The organism is Streptomyces sp. LX-29 (genome assembly GCF_029541745.1).
In the GTDB taxonomy this organism is placed as follows: Bacteria; Actinomycetota; Actinomycetes; order Streptomycetales; family Streptomycetaceae; genus Streptomyces.
Map to the genome: position 1 here is coordinate 4,448,435 of NZ_CP089746.1, position 16,870 is coordinate 4,465,304.

The following is a 16,870-nucleotide window of genomic DNA, read 5'->3' on the forward strand; positions in this document are numbered from 1 at the left end:
TGACATCTCTATTCGGAGGTACCGGCCGCTCACACGGGCCGCGTCGCCCCCGTGAACGGCATCTGGTCCACCGGCGCCAGCCGGACCGCGGAGCCGGGGCGCGGGGCGTGGATCATCTGGCCGTCGCCGACGTAGAGGCCGACATGGCTGACGCCGGAGTAGAAGAAGACCAGGTCGCCGGGGGCGAGTTGGTCGCGGGAGACCCGCCGGCCGGCGCTGATCTGGGTGTAGGTGGTGCGCGGCAGGGCCACCCCGGCGGAGCGCCAGGCGGCCTGGGTGAGCCCCGAACAGTCGTAGCCCGAGGGGCCGGTGGCGCCCCAGACGTACGGCTTGCCCAGGGCGCCGTACGCGTAGGAGACGGCCTGCGCGGCCCGGCCGGAGGGGGCCGGGGCCGCCGCCGCGGGCCGCGCGGAGGCGGCCTGCTTCGTCGGCCGGGGCGCGGCCGCGGGCCGGGCCGGTGCGTCGGCCGCCGCGATCCGCGCCCGCTGTGCCGCCGTCAGCTGCCGTAACAGCCGTTCCGCGGCGGCCAGCTTGCCCTCGATCGTCCGCTTGTGGCGGGCCAGCGCGTCACGGGAGCGCCGGAGCTCGGCCAGTCGGCCGCCGGCCTCCGCGCGGGTCTGTCGGAGGCCGCGCAGCTGGCGCGCCACGCCGGCGGCGGCCGCGGCCTGCCGGCTGTCCGCGCGGTCGGCGAGCGAGGCGCGCTCCAGGTACTGGTCGGGGTCGGAGGAGAGGGCCAGTTGCAGCTCGGGGGCGACCGAGCCGGAGCGGTACTGCGCGGTGGCGGCGGAGCCCAACGCGTCACGGGAGGCGTTGAGCCGCTCCGCCTTGCGGGCGGCCTCGTCGCGCAGCTCGTCGTACCGGGCGCGGGCCGTGTCGGCCTTCTCCTTCGCGCCGTTGTACCGCTCGGTGGCCTCCTCGGCCTGCCGGTGGTACTCGTCGACCTTCGCCTTCACCTGCGCGGGGGAGAGCCGCGGCTGGGCCTGCGCGTCGGTGTCGGCTCCGGTCACGGCGCCGGCGACCCCGGCGAGGGCCAGGGCCGCGGCGGCGTGGGCCGAACCGCCGGGGAGCAGCCGCCGTCTGGGCTTCCGATGCGAGGCCACGACGTGATCACCATTCCTTCCGGGGTGACGGCGGCGCCCCTACGCAGCGTGACGAGGAGCGGGCCGGCGTCTGGAGGAGGACGCTAAGCCCGCGCGCGGGGCCAAGGCGGGGCGATGCGGGAGAGTGAATGGATTCGGCGGCTCGGCGACCGGAGCTGAGAGCTTGGGCGGCGGGTCGCCGCAGGTGAACGCGCGGGTCTGACCGAGGTTCCGAAGACGCCACGGTCGCGGGGCGCGCGATGGTATACGGGCACCGCCGCGAGCGGCACGGCACCCACGCGGCCTGCCGGCGCCCCGCCGCGGCTACGCTCCGAGGCCATGAACGTACTGATCAACGTCTTCGTCGGCCTCCACATCGTCGGCATCGCCGCCCTGCTCGGGGGCTTCCTCTCGCAGATGAAGGCGATGCGCGGGGGCGAGGCGCGGATGACCCCGGGCATGCTGCACGGCGCGCTCACCATGCTGATCACCGGCGTGGCCCTGGTCGGGCTCAACCAGGCCGACGACCAGCCGGTCAACAACCTCAAGATCGGGATCAAGATGGCGCTGCTGATCGTGATCCTCGCGCTGGTCTACGTGAAGCGGGACGAGGAGCGCGTCGCCACGCCCGTCTTCGGCCTGGTGGGGCTGCTGACCACGGCGAACGTCTTCATCGCGGTGCTGTGGACCTGAGCGGGCCGGGACCGGGGGCGCCGGTTCCGGTGCCCGCCGGTTCCCGCACCCGCCCGCCGCGGCGCCCCGGGATGACGCCGGGCGCCGCCGGCTAGGCCGGGCGCACGTTGCCGTAGATCGGCATCTCCGTGATCGGAGCGATCTTCACGACGTCGCCCGGCTTCGGCGCGTGGATCATCATTCCGTCGCCGATGTAGAGCCCCACATGGCTGATGTCGTCGTAGAAGAAGACCAGGTCACCCGGGATGAGCTCGGACGTCGCCACCCGCTGGCCGACCTTCACCTGGTCCCAGGTGGTGCGCGGCAGGGTGACCTCGGCGGACTTCCAGGCGGCCTGGGTGAGCCCCGAGCAGTCGTACGAGCCGGGGCCGGTCGCTCCCCAGACGTACGGCTTGCCGAGCTGGGCCCGGGCGAAGGCGATCGCCCGCTCCGCCTTGGTGGCGTGTGAGCCGGAGTCGCTCCCGGAGCCCGAGCCGGACCCGGTGTCGGTCCCGGTCCCGCTGTCGCCGCCGGCGTCCTGGTCGGGCGTGGGCTGCTGCCTGCGCCGCTCGGCCTCCTCGCGCTGCCGCTCCTTCTCCGCCAGTTCGGCGGCCTTGCGGCGGGCCTCCGCCTCCTTGCGCCTCTCGATCGCCGCCAGTCGCGCCTTCTCCTCGGCGGTCAGCCGCGACAGCAGCGTGCGGGCCTCCGCCAGCTTGCCCTGGACGGTCTCCTTCTTGGCCCGCAGCCGCTTCTGCGACTCGGACAGCCGGGTCAGGCTCCGGGCGGCCTCGGCGCGCTGGGTGGCCGCCTCCGCCGTCTGGACGCGGAAGTCGTCGACCGCCTCCTTCTGGCGGCCGGTGAGCCGGTCCATGAGGTGGCTCCGGTCGAAGAAGTCCTGCGGGTCGGAGGCGAGCAGCAGGGTCGCGGTGTTCGCCACCCCGCCGTGCCGGTACTGGGCCGCGGCGTACGCGCCCAGGACGCGCCGTGCCTCGTTGAGCTTCTCGGTGCGCCGCGCGGCGTCCTCGATCATGCGGTCCACGGTGGCGCGCTGCTTGTCCGCGCGCTCCTCGGCCGCGTTGTACTCCTGGGTGGCGGTGCCCGCCTCCCGGTAGAGCGTGTCGACCCGCTCCTTGACCTCCTCCATGGTCGGCTCGGGCGCGCGGGGCGCGGCCTGCGCGCTCGGGGCGGCCTGGGACAGCAGGGTGACCGAGGCGAGGGCGGCGGTGGTGACGCCGACGGCCGTCCGGCGGCCGGCGGGCGCGGACTGGATCCGGGCGGATATCCGGGGGCGCGGTTTGCGGTGCGACGCCAAGGAGGCGCCTCCTTCCGTGGACCGCCTACCGGGTTAGCTGTCGGGTTCGGGCGTCGGAAGGCTGCCCTACGGTCCGTACGGGCCGGTGTCGAGCGAGAGCACCGATGGCCGGTGGTCCGATACGGTCTGATTCACCCCGGTCCTGCGTGTGGGTCCCCGGCTCCGGGTGCCTGGTGGGGCAGGGCCGGACTCGACGGAGGCGGCCCGTGCCGGCGCGGTCGCCGACGGGCGGTGCGGGCCGCTTGGGCGAGCACGCTAGCCAACGCGCGGGGCTCCTGGGAAGCCTGGTGTTCGATTTGCCCCGACACCATTCCGTGACTTCGTCGGCCCGTTGTCGGTGCGGACGCCTAGACTCGTGTGGCGATGAGCAGCAGCCTCTTTGACGACAGCTTCCTGGCGGGCCTCGAACCTTCGGGCGAGGAGCCCCCGCCGCCGCCCGAGGACCCCGAGGACGTCGGGTACGCGGCCGCGGAGGAGGTGCCGCACGACCTGTTCGGCGACACTTTTAACGTGCCCGCACCGAGGGAGCCCAGGGACACCCACTACCGGGACGGCGCCCCCCGCCCCGCCGTCGACCCGGCGGCGCTCCTGGAAGGGCTCAACGAGCAGCAGAGGGCCGCCGTCGAGCACTCCGGCGGACCGCTGCTGATCGTCGCCGGCGCCGGCTCCGGCAAGACCCGGGTGCTGACCCATCGCATCGCCCATCTGCTCGGCACGCGCCGGGTGCACCCCGGCCAGATCCTGGCGATCACCTTCACCAACAAGGCCGCCGGCGAGATGAAGGAGCGCGTCGAGGACCTGGTCGGCCCGCGGGCGAGCGCCATGTGGGTGATGACCTTCCACAGCGCCTGCGTGCGCATCCTGCGCCGCGAGTCGAAGAAGCTCGGCTTCACCTCGTCCTTCTCGATCTACGACGCGGCCGACTCCAAGCGGCTGATGGCGCTGGTCTGCCGGGACCTCGACCTGGACCCCAAGCGCTTCCCGCCCAAGTCCTTCAGCGCGAAGGTCTCCAACCTCAAGAACGAGCTCATCGACGAGGAGACCTTCGCCGGCCAGGCCGCGGACGGCTTCGAGAAGACGCTCGCCCAGGCGTACGCGATGTACCAGTCGCGGCTGCGCGAGGCGAACGCGCTGGACTTCGACGACATCATCATGACGACGGTCAACCTGCTCCAGGCGTTCCCGGACGTCGCCGAGCACTACCGCCGTCGCTTCCGCCATGTGCTGGTCGACGAGTACCAGGACACCAACCACGCGCAGTACACACTGGTGCGCGAGCTGGTGGGCACCGACACCGAGGAGCTCCCCGCCGCCGAGCTGTGCGTGGTGGGCGACGCCGACCAGTCGATCTACGCCTTCCGCGGCGCCACCATCCGCAACATCCTCCAGTTCGAGGAGGACTACCCGCAGGCCAGGACGATCCTGCTGGAGCAGAACTACCGCTCCACCCAGACCATCCTGAACGCCGCCAACGCGGTCATCGAGCGGAACGAGAACCGCCGCCCCAAGAACCTGTGGACCGAGGCCGGCGCCGGGGCGACGATCACCGGCTATGTCGCGGACACCGAGCACGACGAAGCCCAGTTCGTCGCCGACGAGATCGACCGGCTGACCGACGACGGCCACGCCAAGGCCGGCGACGTCGCCGTCTTCTACCGCACCAACGCCCAGTCCCGCGTCTTCGAAGAGATCTTCATCCGGGTGGGCCTGCCCTACAAGGTCGTCGGCGGCGTGCGCTTCTACGAGCGCAAGGAGGTCCGGGACGTCCTGGCCTACCTGCGGGTGCTGGCCAACCCTGAGGACACCGTCCCGCTGCGGCGCATCCTCAACGTGCCCAAGCGCGGCATCGGCGAGCGCGCCGAGGCGATGATCGAGGCCCTCGCGCTGCGCGAGAAGATCTCCTTCGCGCAGGCGCTGCGCCGCGTCGACGAGGCGTACGGCATGGCGGCCCGCTCCAGCAACGCCGTGAAGCGCTTCAACACGCTGCTGGAGGAGCTGCGCACGGTCGTGGAGTCGGGCGCCGGCCCCGCCACCGTGCTGGAGGCCGTCCTGGAGCGCACCGGCTACCTCGCCGAGCTGCAGAACTCCACCGACCCGCAGGACGAGACCCGCATCGAGAACCTCCAGGAGCTGGCCTCGGTCGCCCTGGAGTTCGAGCAGGAGCGCACCGAGGCCGAGCCGGGCACCCTCGCCGAGTTCCTGGAGCGGGTGGCCCTGGTCGCCGACTCCGACCAGATCCCCGACGAGGACACCGAGGGCACCGGCGTCATCACCCTGATGACCCTGCACACCGCCAAGGGCCTGGAGTTCCCGGTGGTCTTCCTGACCGGCCTGGAGGACGGCGTCTTCCCGCACATGCGGGCGCTGGGCCAGACCAAGGAGCTGGAGGAGGAGCGCCGGCTGGCGTACGTGGGCATCACCCGCGCCCGCGAGCGGCTGTACCTGACCCGGTCCACCATGCGCAGCGCTTGGGGCCAGCCCTCGTACAACCCGCCCTCGCGCTTCCTGGAGGAGATCCCCGACCAGTATCTGACCTGGAAGCGGACCGGGCCGTCGACACCGTCGGCCAGCATGAGCGCGCTGGGCTCGCGGGGCTCCGGGGCGTCGATGGGCGCCATGGGCGCGGTCTCCGGGATCACCTCCGCCCTCTCGGCCTCCTCCGCCGCCCGCGGCAAGACGGCTGCCAGCGGCTTCGCCACCCGCCGTGCCACGGAGCGGCCCGTGGTCGCGCTGGCCGTCGGCGACCGGGTCACCCACGACACCTTCGGGCTCGGCCGGGTGGTCGGGCTGAAGGGCAGCGGGGACAGCGCGGAGGCGACGATCGACTTCGGGGACGAGAAGCCGAAGCGGTTGCTTCTGCGGTACGCGCCTGTGGAGAAGCTCTGACGCTCCGCGGGGGTGTTTGACCTCTGAGGGGCTGTGGGGGCTGGGCTGCGGGGTCTGTGACCTGCGGGTGGTCTGTGGCTGGTCGCGCGGCTCCCCGCGCCCCGGGCGGGGCACGCACGTTCCCCTGACGGGGGGTCCTGCTACGGGGCCTGCTCCGGGGGCAGTGCGCGGCACAGGGCCTGTAGTGCGTCCGCGTAGGCGTGGTCGGGTGGGGTCGCGTAGCCGACCACCAGCCCGTCGACGGGGGGTGTGGGGCACTCGGGGTGGCGGTAGGGCGCCAGGCCCTCCAGGGCCAGGCCCTGCCAGACCGCGTCGCGCACCACGGCCCGCTCGGTGCCCGGCGGCAGGCCCAGCACGGCGTGCAGCCCGGCGGCGATGCCGGTGACGCGGATGTGCGGGGCATGCTCGGCGAGCGCCGCGACGAGCTGGTCGCGGCGGCTCCGGTAGCGCTGCCGCATCCGGCGTACGTGCCGGTCGTAGCCGCCCGACTCGATGAAGTCCGCCAGCGTCAGCTGCTCCAGGGCGCTGGTCCACGGCTCCCGCTGTCCCTTGGCCGCGATGACCGGCTCGACCAGATGGCCGGGCAGCACCATCCAGCCCATGCGCAGCGCCGGGGAGAGCGCCTTGCTGACGGAGCCCAGATAGATGACCCGGTCGGGGTCCAGGCCCTGCACCGCGCCGACCGGCTGCCGGTCGTAGCGGAACTCCCCGTCGTAGTCGTCCTCCACCACCAGCCCGCCGCCGGTCCGCGCCCAGTCGACCACGGCCGACCGTCGCTCGGGGTGGAGCGGGCCGCCGGTGGGGAACTGGTGGGCGGGGGTGAGCAGGACCGTTCCGGTCCCGCGCGCCGTCGGGCCGGACAGCGCGTCGACCACGGCGCCGTGCTCGTCGATGGGCAGCGGGACGGTGCGGACTTCGGCGTCGGCCAGGAGGGAGCGGTGGAAGGGCAGCCCGTAGGACTCCACGGCGAGCGGGGCGGGCCCGTCGGCGGGCGCGCCGGGCCACTCCAGCACCCGGGCCAACAGCCGCAGGGCGCCGGCGAAGCCGGTGCAGATGACGATCCGGTCGGGTTCGGTGCGGACGCCGCGGACGCGGGCGAGGTACTCGGTCAGGGCGCGGCGCAGCTCGACGCGGCCGTGGGGATCGCCGGGGCCGAACGCCTCGTTGGGGGCGGCGTTCAACGCCCGACGGGCGGAGGCCAGCCAGGCGGCGCGCGGGAAGGCGGACGGGTCGGGCTTGCCCTGCACCAGGTCCAGGACCGGGCGGGCGTGCGGCTGCGGCGGGCGCCGACGCACCGGCGCGGGGCGCAACGGTTCGGCACGTCGGGCGACGCGGGTGCCGGAGCCCTGACGGGCGGTCAACCAGCCCTCGGCGACGAGCTCGGCGTAGGCGTCGGCGACGGTGTTGCGGGCGATGCCGAGGTCGGCGGCGAGGGACCGGTAGGGCGGCAGCCTGGTTCCGGGGGTCAGCCGCCCGGTGCGGATGGCGTCGCGCAGGGCGCGCATCAGGACGGCGCGGCGGCTACCGGCGCCGGTGAGCTCAAGGTGGAGGTCGCTGCCGAGGGTCTCGGCGGCTCTGACCCAAGAGTCCGTCATGGGACGGAGCCTAGGTGGTGGGCCCGGAGCGACCGCGGGGTGGTCGCGGCCGTGACGGCGGGCGCGGCGCGGGGCGGCCGCCGGCGGGTTACATCGGGTCGAGCCCGTGGCTGCGCAGCCACGGCACCGGGTCGATGGCCGAGCCGCCGCCCGGGCGGACCTCGAAGTGCAGGTGGGGACCGGTGGAGTTGCCGGAGTTGCCGGAGTACGCGATGACGTCCCCGGCCTTCACCGAGCCACTCCGGATCTTGGTGGTGCTGAGATGGCAGTACCAGGTCTCGGTGCCGTCGGGGGAGGTCACTATCGCCATGTTTCCGTACGCGTTGTTCCACTGGGTGCGTACGGTGCCGTCGGTGGCGGCCATCACCGGCGTGCCGTAGCTCACCGGGAAGTCGATGCCGGTGTGCACCGACATCCAGTTGATGCCGGCCTGTCCGTAGCCGGCGCTCAGTCCGTGCTGGGCGACCGGGAGGGCGAACTTCGGCCGCAGCCGCTCCTTGCGCGCGGCCTCCTCCGCCGCCCGCTTCCGCTCGGCCTCCTGACGCTCCTTGAGGTCGATGCGCTCCTGGGTGCGGCTGGCGCGGTTGGCGAAGTCGTCGGCGTTGCGGGTGACCCCGGCGAGTTGGGTGTCCAGCTTGCTGTTGGCGACCGACGCCTTGACGGGCGGGGCGTCCTTGGCGGCCTGCGTCGTCTTGGACTCCTCCTTCGCATCGCTGCCGATGCCGCTGACGGCGGCCGCGGCCACCGCGGTCACGCCCATGATGGCGACCGAGGGGACGGCGACGGTGAGGAGCGCGGAGCGCTTGGGGCGGGCGGCCGCGGTGCGGCGGCGAGCGCGGGCTCCGTCGCGGCGGGCGGACTCGCGGCGCGGGGCGTCGGTGGGGGCTGCCGCGTCGGTGTCGGCGTGCGGCGCGACGAGGACGGGTTCGGCGTCGTCCGGGTCGTCGTGGAGCTCCCGATCCGGGCGGGGCGCGTCGTCGGCGTGCGCGGCCTCGGCGGCCGCGGGGGCGGCGGAATCCCCGTCGGGCGTGGGGTCGTGCCGCGGCTGCTCGCCGTCCTGGGCCCAGAGGGTGGCGTCCCAGGTCTGGGTCAGACCGGTGTCGGTTCCGGCGCCGGTGTTCCAGTGGCCGCTGTCGTATGAACCGCCGGTGTCGTACGAGCCGCCGGTGTCGTACGAGCCGGTGCCGTGCGAGCCGCCGGTGTCGTACGAGCCGGTGGCGTGCGGGTCGTAGCCGCCGGGGGCGGCCGCCGCCTCCCAGGTCCCGCCGTCCCAACCGCCCGAGGCGTCGGCGGAGTCCCAGGATCCGGTGTCCCAACCGCCGCTGTCCCAGGAGCCGCTGGTGTCCACGGCGCCGTGCTGGGCGGGGATGTCGGCCTGACCGGAGACGTCGGTGACCGGCTGGTAGTCGGCACCGGACCAGAGCGCGGAGGTGTCGTACGCGCCGGAGTCCCAGTGCTGTGTGGCGTCGCTGGAACCGGCGGCCCACTGGGTGGCGTCGTAGTGACCGCTGGTGTCGTACGGGCCGGTGGCGTGCGCGTCGTAGCCGGGGTAGGCGCTGGTGTCGTAGCCGGCGGCGAGCTGGTCGAAGGAGCCGGTGGAGTAGACGTCGGTGCCGGTGACGTAGCCGTCGTACGCAGCGTAGGAGTGCGCGGAACCCTGCTGCTCCTCATAACCCCCGTAGTGCGGGGTGTAAGAGGCGTCGGGAGCGGGGACGGTCGGGATGGAGCTCCCCGACGGGTGACGGTCGTTCACCACCAACTTCTCTTTCGCCTCGGCAGCAGGAGCTGGGGGTCTGGGGGGATCCCCAGGGCGGTGCAGTGCGGCGACTGTACCCGGCAGTATGCGACGGCGACAATCTTCGGCGGGGCACCGGCGGCACAGGAAAGGGCTTTTGGTCGTCTTTCGGCTGTCTGAACGCCATTGCTTGGCTCGGCGTTCGAATCGTGTTCGGGGAATTCGCCGATGTGTTCAGGCAACCGAGGCGGTGCCGGAAGCGTCCGCCGGTGGGTCCGGAGGGCCGTCCTCCGTGCGTTCCGGTTGCGCCTTCGGTCGAGGGTTCGACCGGGTGTCCCGGCGCGTCGACTTCGGTTCGGTCGACTTCCGCTCGGCCTCGCCCCGTCCTTCCGTTTCGGGCTGTTCCTCCGCTTCCGGTTCGATCGGGGACCCGTCCAGGGCCTGCCTGACCCCGGTGGCTATCGCGGGGTGCACCGGGAGCGCGAGATGCCCGACGCCCTTGACGCAGACGTTCTCGGCCCGCAGGTCGGGGTGGTCGATCCGGGCCGTCTCGACGGGCGTCATCACCTGGTCCATGTCGCTCCAGAAGCTCACGAACCGGGTGCGGCAGCCCGGCGCGGGCAGCCGCAGCTCCTCGATCACGGTCGAGTCCGGGCGCATCTGGCGCACGATGGGGTGCGCCGAGAGCAGCGGCGCGGCGCGGGTGCCGCTATGCGGGGTGCCGAGCGTCACCAGGGTGTGGACGCGGGTGTCGCCGCCCAGGCGCTGCACGTAGTAGCGGGCGATCAGGCCGCCGAGGCTGTGCCCGACCAGATCCAGCCGGCGCTGGCCGGTGCGGGTGCAGATCTCCTCCACATGCTTGCCCAGCAGCTCGGCGGCGGTGCGGATGTCGCAGGTGAGCGGAGAGTAGTTGAGCGCCTCGACATGGTGTCGACCGTGCTGACGCAGCGAGCGGCGCAGCAGCACGAAGACGGATCGGTTGTCGATGAACCCGTGGAGCAGAAGGACGGGCCTGTGAACCTGGCTTTCGGGAGATTTCGACGCGCGCTCGGACGACGAGGGCGCCGAGTCCTCCGGCGGGTGCTCCTGTGCGAACCCCGTCGGGTACAGCAGGACGTGCGCGGCGAGCACCGCCACGTCGACTGCGGTGGCCCTCACCAGCGCCGTGGAGGAGCGCAGTGGGGAGAGCAGGGAATGGGGAAAGGGAATGGCCCTCATGGCGCCGACCTCCCGAATCGGCACGACGGGGGGCGGCTCTGCCCCCGTGTGCCCTTGCGGGCAGCCGAGGCGGGGTGGGTGGGGGCCGGGCCCGGATTGACGGCCCGGCTCTTGGGCGGACCGCACCGCCGCGCCGTGCGGCTACGGCGCGGCGGTGCGATTCCCCGCTGCGGCTCCCTGACAGCCGTACACGAGTCTCGTGTGCGTCCGCCTCGACTGCCTCTCGGCGTCGGATGCGAACCGGTTACGACTGTTTCCGATCGTGTCCCATATGTGATTTCCCCCTCGCCGCTCGCCGCGAAACTGCTGCGTGCGGGAAGCTGGAGATAACGTTCGTTCACCGCTTACGGGCGGTTACGGCTGTCGTGCAACGGAGCATGGAGGCAGTGATGGGAGTGACTGGTCCGATCCGCGTGGTGGTGGCCAAGCCGGGGCTCGACGGCCACGACCGCGGGGCCAAGGTCATCGCGCGGGCGCTGCGCGACGCCGGTATGGAGGTCATCTACACCGGCCTCCACCAGACACCGGAGCAGATCGTGGACACCGCGATCCAGGAGGACGCCGACGCGATCGGCCTGTCCATCCTCTCGGGCGCGCACATGACCCTGTTCGCGAAGGTGCTGGAGCTGCTGCGCGAGCGCGACGCGGCGGACATCAAGGTCTTCGGTGGCGGGATCATCCCCGAAGAGGACATCCCCCCGCTCAAGGAGCAGGGCGTCGCCGCGATCTTCACCCCCGGCGCGACCACCACCTCCATCGTGGAGTGGGTGCGGGAGAACGTCCGCCCGGTCGCCGCCTGAGCCACCCCTTCCCGCCTCCCGGCCCCGAGCGGACGCCGGGAGGCGCCTACATGCCGCCGCGACCTCGCGAGACGAGGTTGGCGGGGGCCGGTGGTGGTGCGGCGACCGTGAGGGGGCCGCGCGGGTCCTGGCGCCTGGGTGGTGCACGGCTTCGGGCCGGGTGGTCCGTGCCGGGATGCTCGGCGGGGCCGCTCCCGCCGCGCCCGTGCGTGGCGACGATGGCGGGGGCGGGGATGCTCAGCGGGGCCGCTCCCGCCGCGCCCGTGCGCGACGAGGAGGGCGGGGCCGGTGGTCGTGCGACGGCACTGTCGGAGGCGCCCGGTGGCGGGCCGGTCCCGTCACGGGGCGCATGGCGAGCCCGGCGGGGCGGGGGTGAGGAGTTCGGCGCGCATGGTGGCGCGCAACCGCAGGGTGCCGACCAGCCGCTGGAAGGCTTCGGACCAGTAGCCGACCGCGCCGGGAGAGCCGTCCTCCGGGTCGTCCGGGGTGGCGGTGAGCACCTCCAGACGATCGGCCTGGGACGGGTCGAGGCAGCGCTCGGCCAGCCCCATGACGCCGCTGAAACTCCACGGGTAACTACCGGCGTCGCGGGCGATGTCCAGGGCGTCGACGACCGCGTGGCCCAGCGGCGCGGCCCAGGGCACGGCGCAGACGCCGAGCAGCCGGAAGGCGTCGGACAGGCCGTGGGCGGCGATGAACTCGGCCACCCAGACCGCCCGCTCCGCGGCGGGCAGCGCCGACAGCAGCTTGGCCGGGTCGCGCCAGGACGCCGCGGTGGCGGCGGCCGCGAGCACCGCCTCGCCCGCCGCGGGCGGCGTGCTGAGTGGCTCCGACGGGGCGCCGAGCAGGGCGCGGGACCAGGCGGTGTCGCGCTGCCGGACGGCCGCCCGGCACCAGGCGGCGTGCAGGTCGGGTTGCCAGCCGTCGGCCACGGGCAGGGCCACGATGGCCGCCGCGTCCAGCCCGCCGAACCACTCCGACCAGCGCTCCAGCGGCGTCGCCTCGACCAGCTGGCCCAGCCACCAGGCCCGCTCCCCGCGCCCCGCCGGCGGCTTCGCGACGACCCCGTCGCGCTGCATCCCGCCGTCGCACTCGACGGGCGCCTCGACGGCGACGCGCGCCGCCGTGCCGTCCGGCGCCACCTCCAGCGTGACGTACGCGCGGGTCCGCTCGGCCATGCGACCGGCGAGGGCGGATCCGGGGAGGGCGGAGAGCAACTCGGCGGCGGTGGCGCGCACATTGCGGCTGCGATCGGACAACGCCGCCTCGAGGAAGGGCTCGTCGCCGGCCGACAGCTCCTCGCGCAGCGAGTCCAGGAACATCAGCCGGTCCTCCGCGCGCTCCGTCGCCCAGGTGCCGGCGAGCAGCCTCAGGCCGGCGGCGGGGTCGCGGTGCCGTACGGCGCCGAGCACCGCGACGCGCTCCGCGAACAGCCCTTCCTGCCAGCGGGGTTCGGCCGCCCGCAGGAGCGCCTCCGTGGTCTCCGGGGCGTCGCCCGAGGGGGCGGGGCCGAGCGCCGAGGGCAACCCCGCAGCCGGCGGACGCCCGGCCGCCCCTCGGCGGGCGAACTTCCACTCCGGGTTGAGCGCGGCCAGCCACAGGGCGCGCGGCCCGGCGAGCACGAGCGCCTCCGGGCGCAGGTCGGTGCGGGCCCGGGCGGCGTCGAGCAGGGCGGGGAGGAGCGGGGCGGGCGCGCGGTAGCCGCGCTCGTTGGCGAGGGCGAGCCACTGCGGCAGCAACTCGGTGAGGTCGGGGGCGGCACGCGTGCCGGAGTGGCCACCGGCGGAGCGGTCCGCCAGCAGCAGCGCCAGCCGTCGCCGCGCGGCCGGGGGCAGCGGCGGCCGCGGGTCTTCCGGCGCGGGGGCGGGGGCGGCCCAGGCGGCGGCGGGCCGCAGCCCGGCCCGCCGGGCCACCGTGCTGAGCGCGGCGGCGTCCAGCAGCGCGCCGGGTGCCTCCTGCCCGGGGCGCGGGGTGACGGGCGGCCGGCGGCGGTCGGTACCCAGCAGGGCGGCGGCGAGGAGGTCGTCCCAGGCGGGGACGGCTCCGGCGTGGTTGTCCGCGTCGGTCGCGGGGTGGTTCACGGCGTCCTCCGTCTGTGCGGGCGGTCGATGGTCGGGCGGAGTGGGTCGGGTCGGGTCCGGTGAGGTCGGTCGTGGCGGAGGGTCGGGGCGGTCGATGGTCGGGCGGAGTGGGTCGGGTCGGGTCCGGTGAGGTCGGTCGTGGCGGAGGGTCGGGGCGGTCGATCGGGGTGGTCGATCGGGGTGTCGCGGAAGGGCGGCGGTCCTGGCGGCCGCACACGGGACCCGTCACGGAGTCGACCGTGGCCGGCGGCGTCGTCCACCGCGGGCCCGGACACCGGGCCCGCGCAGGTCGCTTGTCTCGGGGAGCGGTCCGTGGCCAGGCACGAGTCCCCCGCCGGCCCCGGGCGCCGGCTCAAGGCACCGGCTGCGGGTGTCGGTCAGGGTGTTGGGCAGGGCGTCGGTTCGGAGCCGGTTCGGGGGTCGGTTCGGGGGTCGGGCCTCGGCGGTGGGCCGGCTCGCCGAGGTGCTCGGGTACGGCGGCCGTGGAGGGCGGTGCTCATGAGGCCGGGCGAGTGGGGTCGGGGCTCAGGGGGCCGGGGTGCTCCGGTCGGGGCTCATGGGACGGGTCGGGTGGGGTCGGGGAACGAGACTGGGCCGTGGGGCTGGGCCGCGGGGTCGGGTGGGGCGGGACTCACAGGGGCACGGGGAGGGGGTCCCAGGTCGTCACGGGGGTGAAGCCGCGGTGGCCGCACTCGCCGAAGACCGTGATCGGGCCGCCGCCGGAGACGGCGGCGAGCTGCCACAGATTGGCGCGGCCCAGGCAGCGCGGGTCGACGGGGAGGGCGGTGCCGGTGCGGGTGTCGGCCAGCTGCCAGCCCTCCCCGCGGGGTATCGGCGTGACCTGCGCGAGCACGGTGGGCCAGGCGTCCAGCCACGGGTCCGCCCGCAACGCCTCCCCGTACGCGGCCAGGGCGGCGGCCGGGTCGACGCCCGGCGGCGGCCCCGGCTCGAGGCGCGCGGGCGCGGACTCGGCGCGGCGGGGGCCCAGCACAGCGCGGAGCGGCCGGGCCGAGGGGTAGTAGACGAGGTCGGCGTCGAGCATCAGCCCGGTGGGGAACGCGAGCTCCGGGGCGCGGCCGGCGGCGCCGAACGAGAGCAGCAGCGCCATCCGCTCCGTGCGCTCCCCGCGCAGCCAGATCCGGCGCGTGGTGAGCCTGCCGTCGGCGCTGTCCTGCTGGCCGAGCACCAGCCAACGGTCCCGTACGGCGGGGCCCGAGGAGAGCACCTCGGCCGCGTTCGAACTGATGCCGACGCGGGCGCGGGTGGTGGCGGCCAACTCCTCGGGCAGTTCGTCCAGATGGAGAAAGCCCTGGTTGAGCAGGTGGATGAGCGCGGCCTCCTCCAGCAGTCGGGCAGGCCAGCCGGGACCGGAGGCCCGGATGGCGCCCAGCTCGCGGACCCGCGCCTCCAGCCCGGGTGCCTGGGCGTCCACCATCCGGGCCGCCGTCTCGTCCCATGTCGCGTACGCGGCGTGCGCGTCGTCGACGTCGCCGGTCGCGGCCAGTCCCTCGCGCAGCAGGTCGGCCAGGCGGCGCTCCAACTCCGTGGCGCCGGCGGCGATCCGCTGCCCGCGGCGCTCGGCCCGCCGCCGGGCCGCCCCCGGATCGGCGGCCCCCGAGCCACCCGAGCCACCCGAGCCACCCGAACCCCCCGGGACGTTCGAGCCGGCCGTGTCGTCGGCACCGCCGGCGCCGGGTGTCCCGCCCGCCGCCGCACGCTCGGACCGTCGCCGCCGACCGCTCAGCCACCGCTCGGCCCACGGCGGCGGCTCGGTCGCCTCTCGTACAGCCCCCTCTCCCGTCTCGGCCGCCGCCCACAGCAACAACAGGCCCAGTGCGTGCTTGCACGGAGACTTCCGGCTCGGGCACGTGCACGCGGCGGTCGGGCCGGTCGGCCCGGAGAGATCGACCACCGTCTGGTACGGCGTGCTTCCCCCGCCCTTGCAGAGCCCCCACACGGAGGTCCCCGGCGAAGACGCCCCCGCGCCCCCGTCCGGGTCCACCGCGCCGCTCGTGACCGTCCCCGTGTCCGACCACGGATCGGCGGTCGCGAGCCTGCTGCCCGCCTTGCGTGATGCGGCGTCAGGAGCCAGCTCCAGCACCTGCTCCGCCGTCCAGCGTTCCCCCTGCGGATTCATGTGGACGACGTTAGATTCCGCCACTGACAATCGCCCTGGCCTGCACGTTCGTTGACGCCGGACCGATTGTCAGTGGGGTGGTGCAAGGTGGTTTTCAGATCCGGATCCCGGACCGAGTGACGAGCTGGGGGAGCTGTGACCATGACTGTGCCCGGACCCGCGGACACGCCCTCGACGCCGGCCCAGACGCCGCCGTCCACCCCGTCCCCGACCCAGGCCCCGGCCGCTCTGCGACCGCATGCCGAGGACGCCTTCGCCGATGAGCTGAAGGCCCTCGCGGCCGCCGACGACCGGCCGCGGCCGGAGCGCTGGCGGCTCTCTCCCTGGGCGGTGGCCACCTACCTCCTGGGCGGCACGCTGTCCGACGGCACCGTCATCACCCCGAAGTACGTGGGCCCCCGGCGGATCGTCGAGGTCGCCGTGACCACGCTGGCCACCGACCGGGCGCTGCTGCTGCTCGGCGTGCCGGGCACCGCCAAGACCTGGGTGTCGGAGCACCTGGCGGCGGCGGTCAGCGGGGACTCGACGCTGCTGGTGCAGGGCACCGCCGGCACGCCGGAGGAGGCCATCCGCTACGGGTGGAACTACGCACGGTTGCTCGCGCACGGCCCCGACCGCGAGGCGCTGGTGCCCAGCCCGGTCATGCGGGCCATGGCGCGGGGGATGACCGCCCGGGTGGAGGAGCTGACCCGCATCCCCGCCGATGTGCAGGACACGCTGATCACCGTCCTGTCGGAGAAGACGCTGCCGATCCCGGAGCTGGGGGAGGAGGTCCAGGCGGTGCGCGGCTTCAATCTGATCGCGACGGCCAACGACCGTGACCGGGGCGTCAACGAGCTCTCCAGCGCGCTGCGCCGCCGGTTCAACACCGTGGTGCTGCCGCTGCCCGCCACGCCTGAGGACGAGGTCGACATCGTCGCCCGCCGCGTCGACCAGCTCGGCCGCTCGCTCGACCTGCCCGCCGCGCCCGAGGGCGTGGACGAGATCCGCCGGGTGGTCACCGTCTTCCGTGAGCTGCGCGAGGGCGTCACCTCCGACGGGCGCACCAAGCTCAAGTCGCCCTCCGGCACGCTCTCGACGGCCGAGGCCATCTCCGTGGTGACCGGCGGCCTCGCCCTCGCCGCGCACTTCGGAGACGGCGTGCTGCGCTCGGGCGACGTGGCCGCGGGCATCCTGGGCGCGGTCGTCCGCGACCCGGCGGCGGACCGCGTCATCTGGCAGGAGTACCTGGAGGCGGTCGTCCGCGAGCGCAAGGGCTGGAAGGACTTCTACCGCGCCTGCCGTGAGGTGAGCGCGTGACCGCGTCGCGGCGGGGGGCGCGGGCTCCGCGCGGGGAGAGCGCGCCGGGCGGCGGT

Annotated in this window: 11 protein-coding genes and 1 riboswitch; of the genes, 4 read left to right on the forward strand and 7 right to left on the reverse strand. The window is 74.4% G+C overall.

Annotated elements, in window-relative coordinates:
• Positions 1 to 29: 29 nt before the first annotated feature.
• Positions 30 to 1,100 carry a C40 family peptidase gene (locus LRS74_RS19195; protein ID WP_277742145.1) on the reverse strand — a complete coding sequence of 357 codons (1,071 nt, stop codon included), beginning with the start codon at positions 1,098 to 1,100 and terminating at the stop codon, positions 30 to 32.
• A gap of 318 nt (positions 1,101 to 1,418) precedes the next feature.
• Here LRS74_RS19195 and LRS74_RS19200 point away from each other — a divergent pair, with 318 nt between their 5' ends.
• Positions 1,419 to 1,772, forward strand: coding sequence for a hypothetical protein (locus tag LRS74_RS19200; protein ID WP_277742146.1), 354 nt, complete (start codon positions 1,419 to 1,421; stop codon positions 1,770 to 1,772).
• A gap of 91 nt (positions 1,773 to 1,863) precedes the next feature.
• Here LRS74_RS19200 and LRS74_RS19205 read toward each other — a convergent pair whose 3' ends face one another.
• Positions 1,864 to 3,063 carry a C40 family peptidase gene (locus LRS74_RS19205; protein WP_277742147.1) on the reverse strand — a complete coding sequence of 400 codons (1,200 nt, stop codon included), beginning with the start codon at positions 3,061 to 3,063 and terminating at the stop codon, positions 1,864 to 1,866.
• Between the two features lie 6 nt (positions 3,064 to 3,069).
• Positions 3,070 to 3,254, reverse strand: a riboswitch (cyclic di-AMP (ydaO/yuaA leader).
• A gap of 172 nt (positions 3,255 to 3,426) precedes the next feature.
• On the opposite strand from LRS74_RS19205, the gene pcrA reads away from it, so the two are divergent.
• Positions 3,427 to 5,949, forward strand: a complete 2,523-nt coding sequence (gene pcrA / locus LRS74_RS19210; RefSeq protein WP_277742148.1) for a DNA helicase PcrA — start codon at positions 3,427 to 3,429, stop codon at positions 5,947 to 5,949.
• A 140-nt stretch (positions 5,950 to 6,089) separates the two neighbouring features.
• Here pcrA and LRS74_RS19215 read toward each other — a convergent pair whose 3' ends face one another.
• The 3 genes from LRS74_RS19215 to LRS74_RS19225 form a co-directional block, all read right to left on the reverse strand.
• The gene (locus LRS74_RS19215; protein ID WP_277742149.1) at positions 6,090 to 7,544 is read right to left on the reverse strand and encodes a PLP-dependent aminotransferase family protein; all 1,455 of its coding nucleotides are present in this window, start codon (positions 7,542 to 7,544) and stop codon (positions 6,090 to 6,092) included.
• 88 nt (positions 7,545 to 7,632) lie between these two features.
• Positions 7,633 to 9,297 carry a M23 family metallopeptidase gene (locus LRS74_RS19220; protein WP_277742150.1) on the reverse strand — a complete coding sequence of 555 codons (1,665 nt, stop codon included), beginning with the start codon at positions 9,295 to 9,297 and terminating at the stop codon, positions 7,633 to 7,635.
• A 216-nt stretch (positions 9,298 to 9,513) separates the two neighbouring features.
• The gene (locus tag LRS74_RS19225) at positions 9,514 to 10,497 is read right to left on the reverse strand and encodes an alpha/beta fold hydrolase (protein ID WP_277742151.1); all 984 of its coding nucleotides are present in this window, start codon (positions 10,495 to 10,497) and stop codon (positions 9,514 to 9,516) included.
• Positions 10,498 to 10,886: 389 nt separating this feature from the next.
• On the opposite strand from LRS74_RS19225, the gene LRS74_RS19230 reads away from it, so the two are divergent.
• The gene (locus LRS74_RS19230; RefSeq protein ID WP_144385342.1) at positions 10,887 to 11,297 is read left to right on the forward strand and encodes a cobalamin B12-binding domain-containing protein; all 411 of its coding nucleotides are present in this window, start codon (positions 10,887 to 10,889) and stop codon (positions 11,295 to 11,297) included.
• Between the two features lie 338 nt (positions 11,298 to 11,635).
• On the opposite strand, the gene LRS74_RS19235 is transcribed toward LRS74_RS19230, so the two are convergent.
• Both LRS74_RS19235 and LRS74_RS19240 read right to left on the reverse strand, forming a co-directional pair.
• Positions 11,636 to 13,378: a DUF5691 domain-containing protein gene (locus LRS74_RS19235; RefSeq protein ID WP_277742152.1), complete on the reverse strand. Its 1,743-nt coding sequence runs from the start codon at positions 13,376 to 13,378 to the stop codon at positions 11,636 to 11,638.
• A 631-nt stretch (positions 13,379 to 14,009) separates the two neighbouring features.
• Positions 14,010 to 15,515 (reverse strand): SWIM zinc finger family protein, encoded by a 1,506-nt coding sequence (locus LRS74_RS19240; protein WP_277742153.1) that lies wholly within the window; start codon positions 15,513 to 15,515, stop codon positions 14,010 to 14,012.
• Positions 15,516 to 15,656: 141 nt separating this feature from the next.
• On the opposite strand from LRS74_RS19240, the gene LRS74_RS19245 reads away from it, so the two are divergent.
• A complete protein-coding gene (locus LRS74_RS19245) occupies positions 15,657 to 16,814 on the forward strand; it encodes an AAA family ATPase (RefSeq protein ID WP_277742154.1) in 1,158 nt (385 codons plus the stop codon).
• Positions 16,815 to 16,870 lie beyond the last annotated feature (56 nt).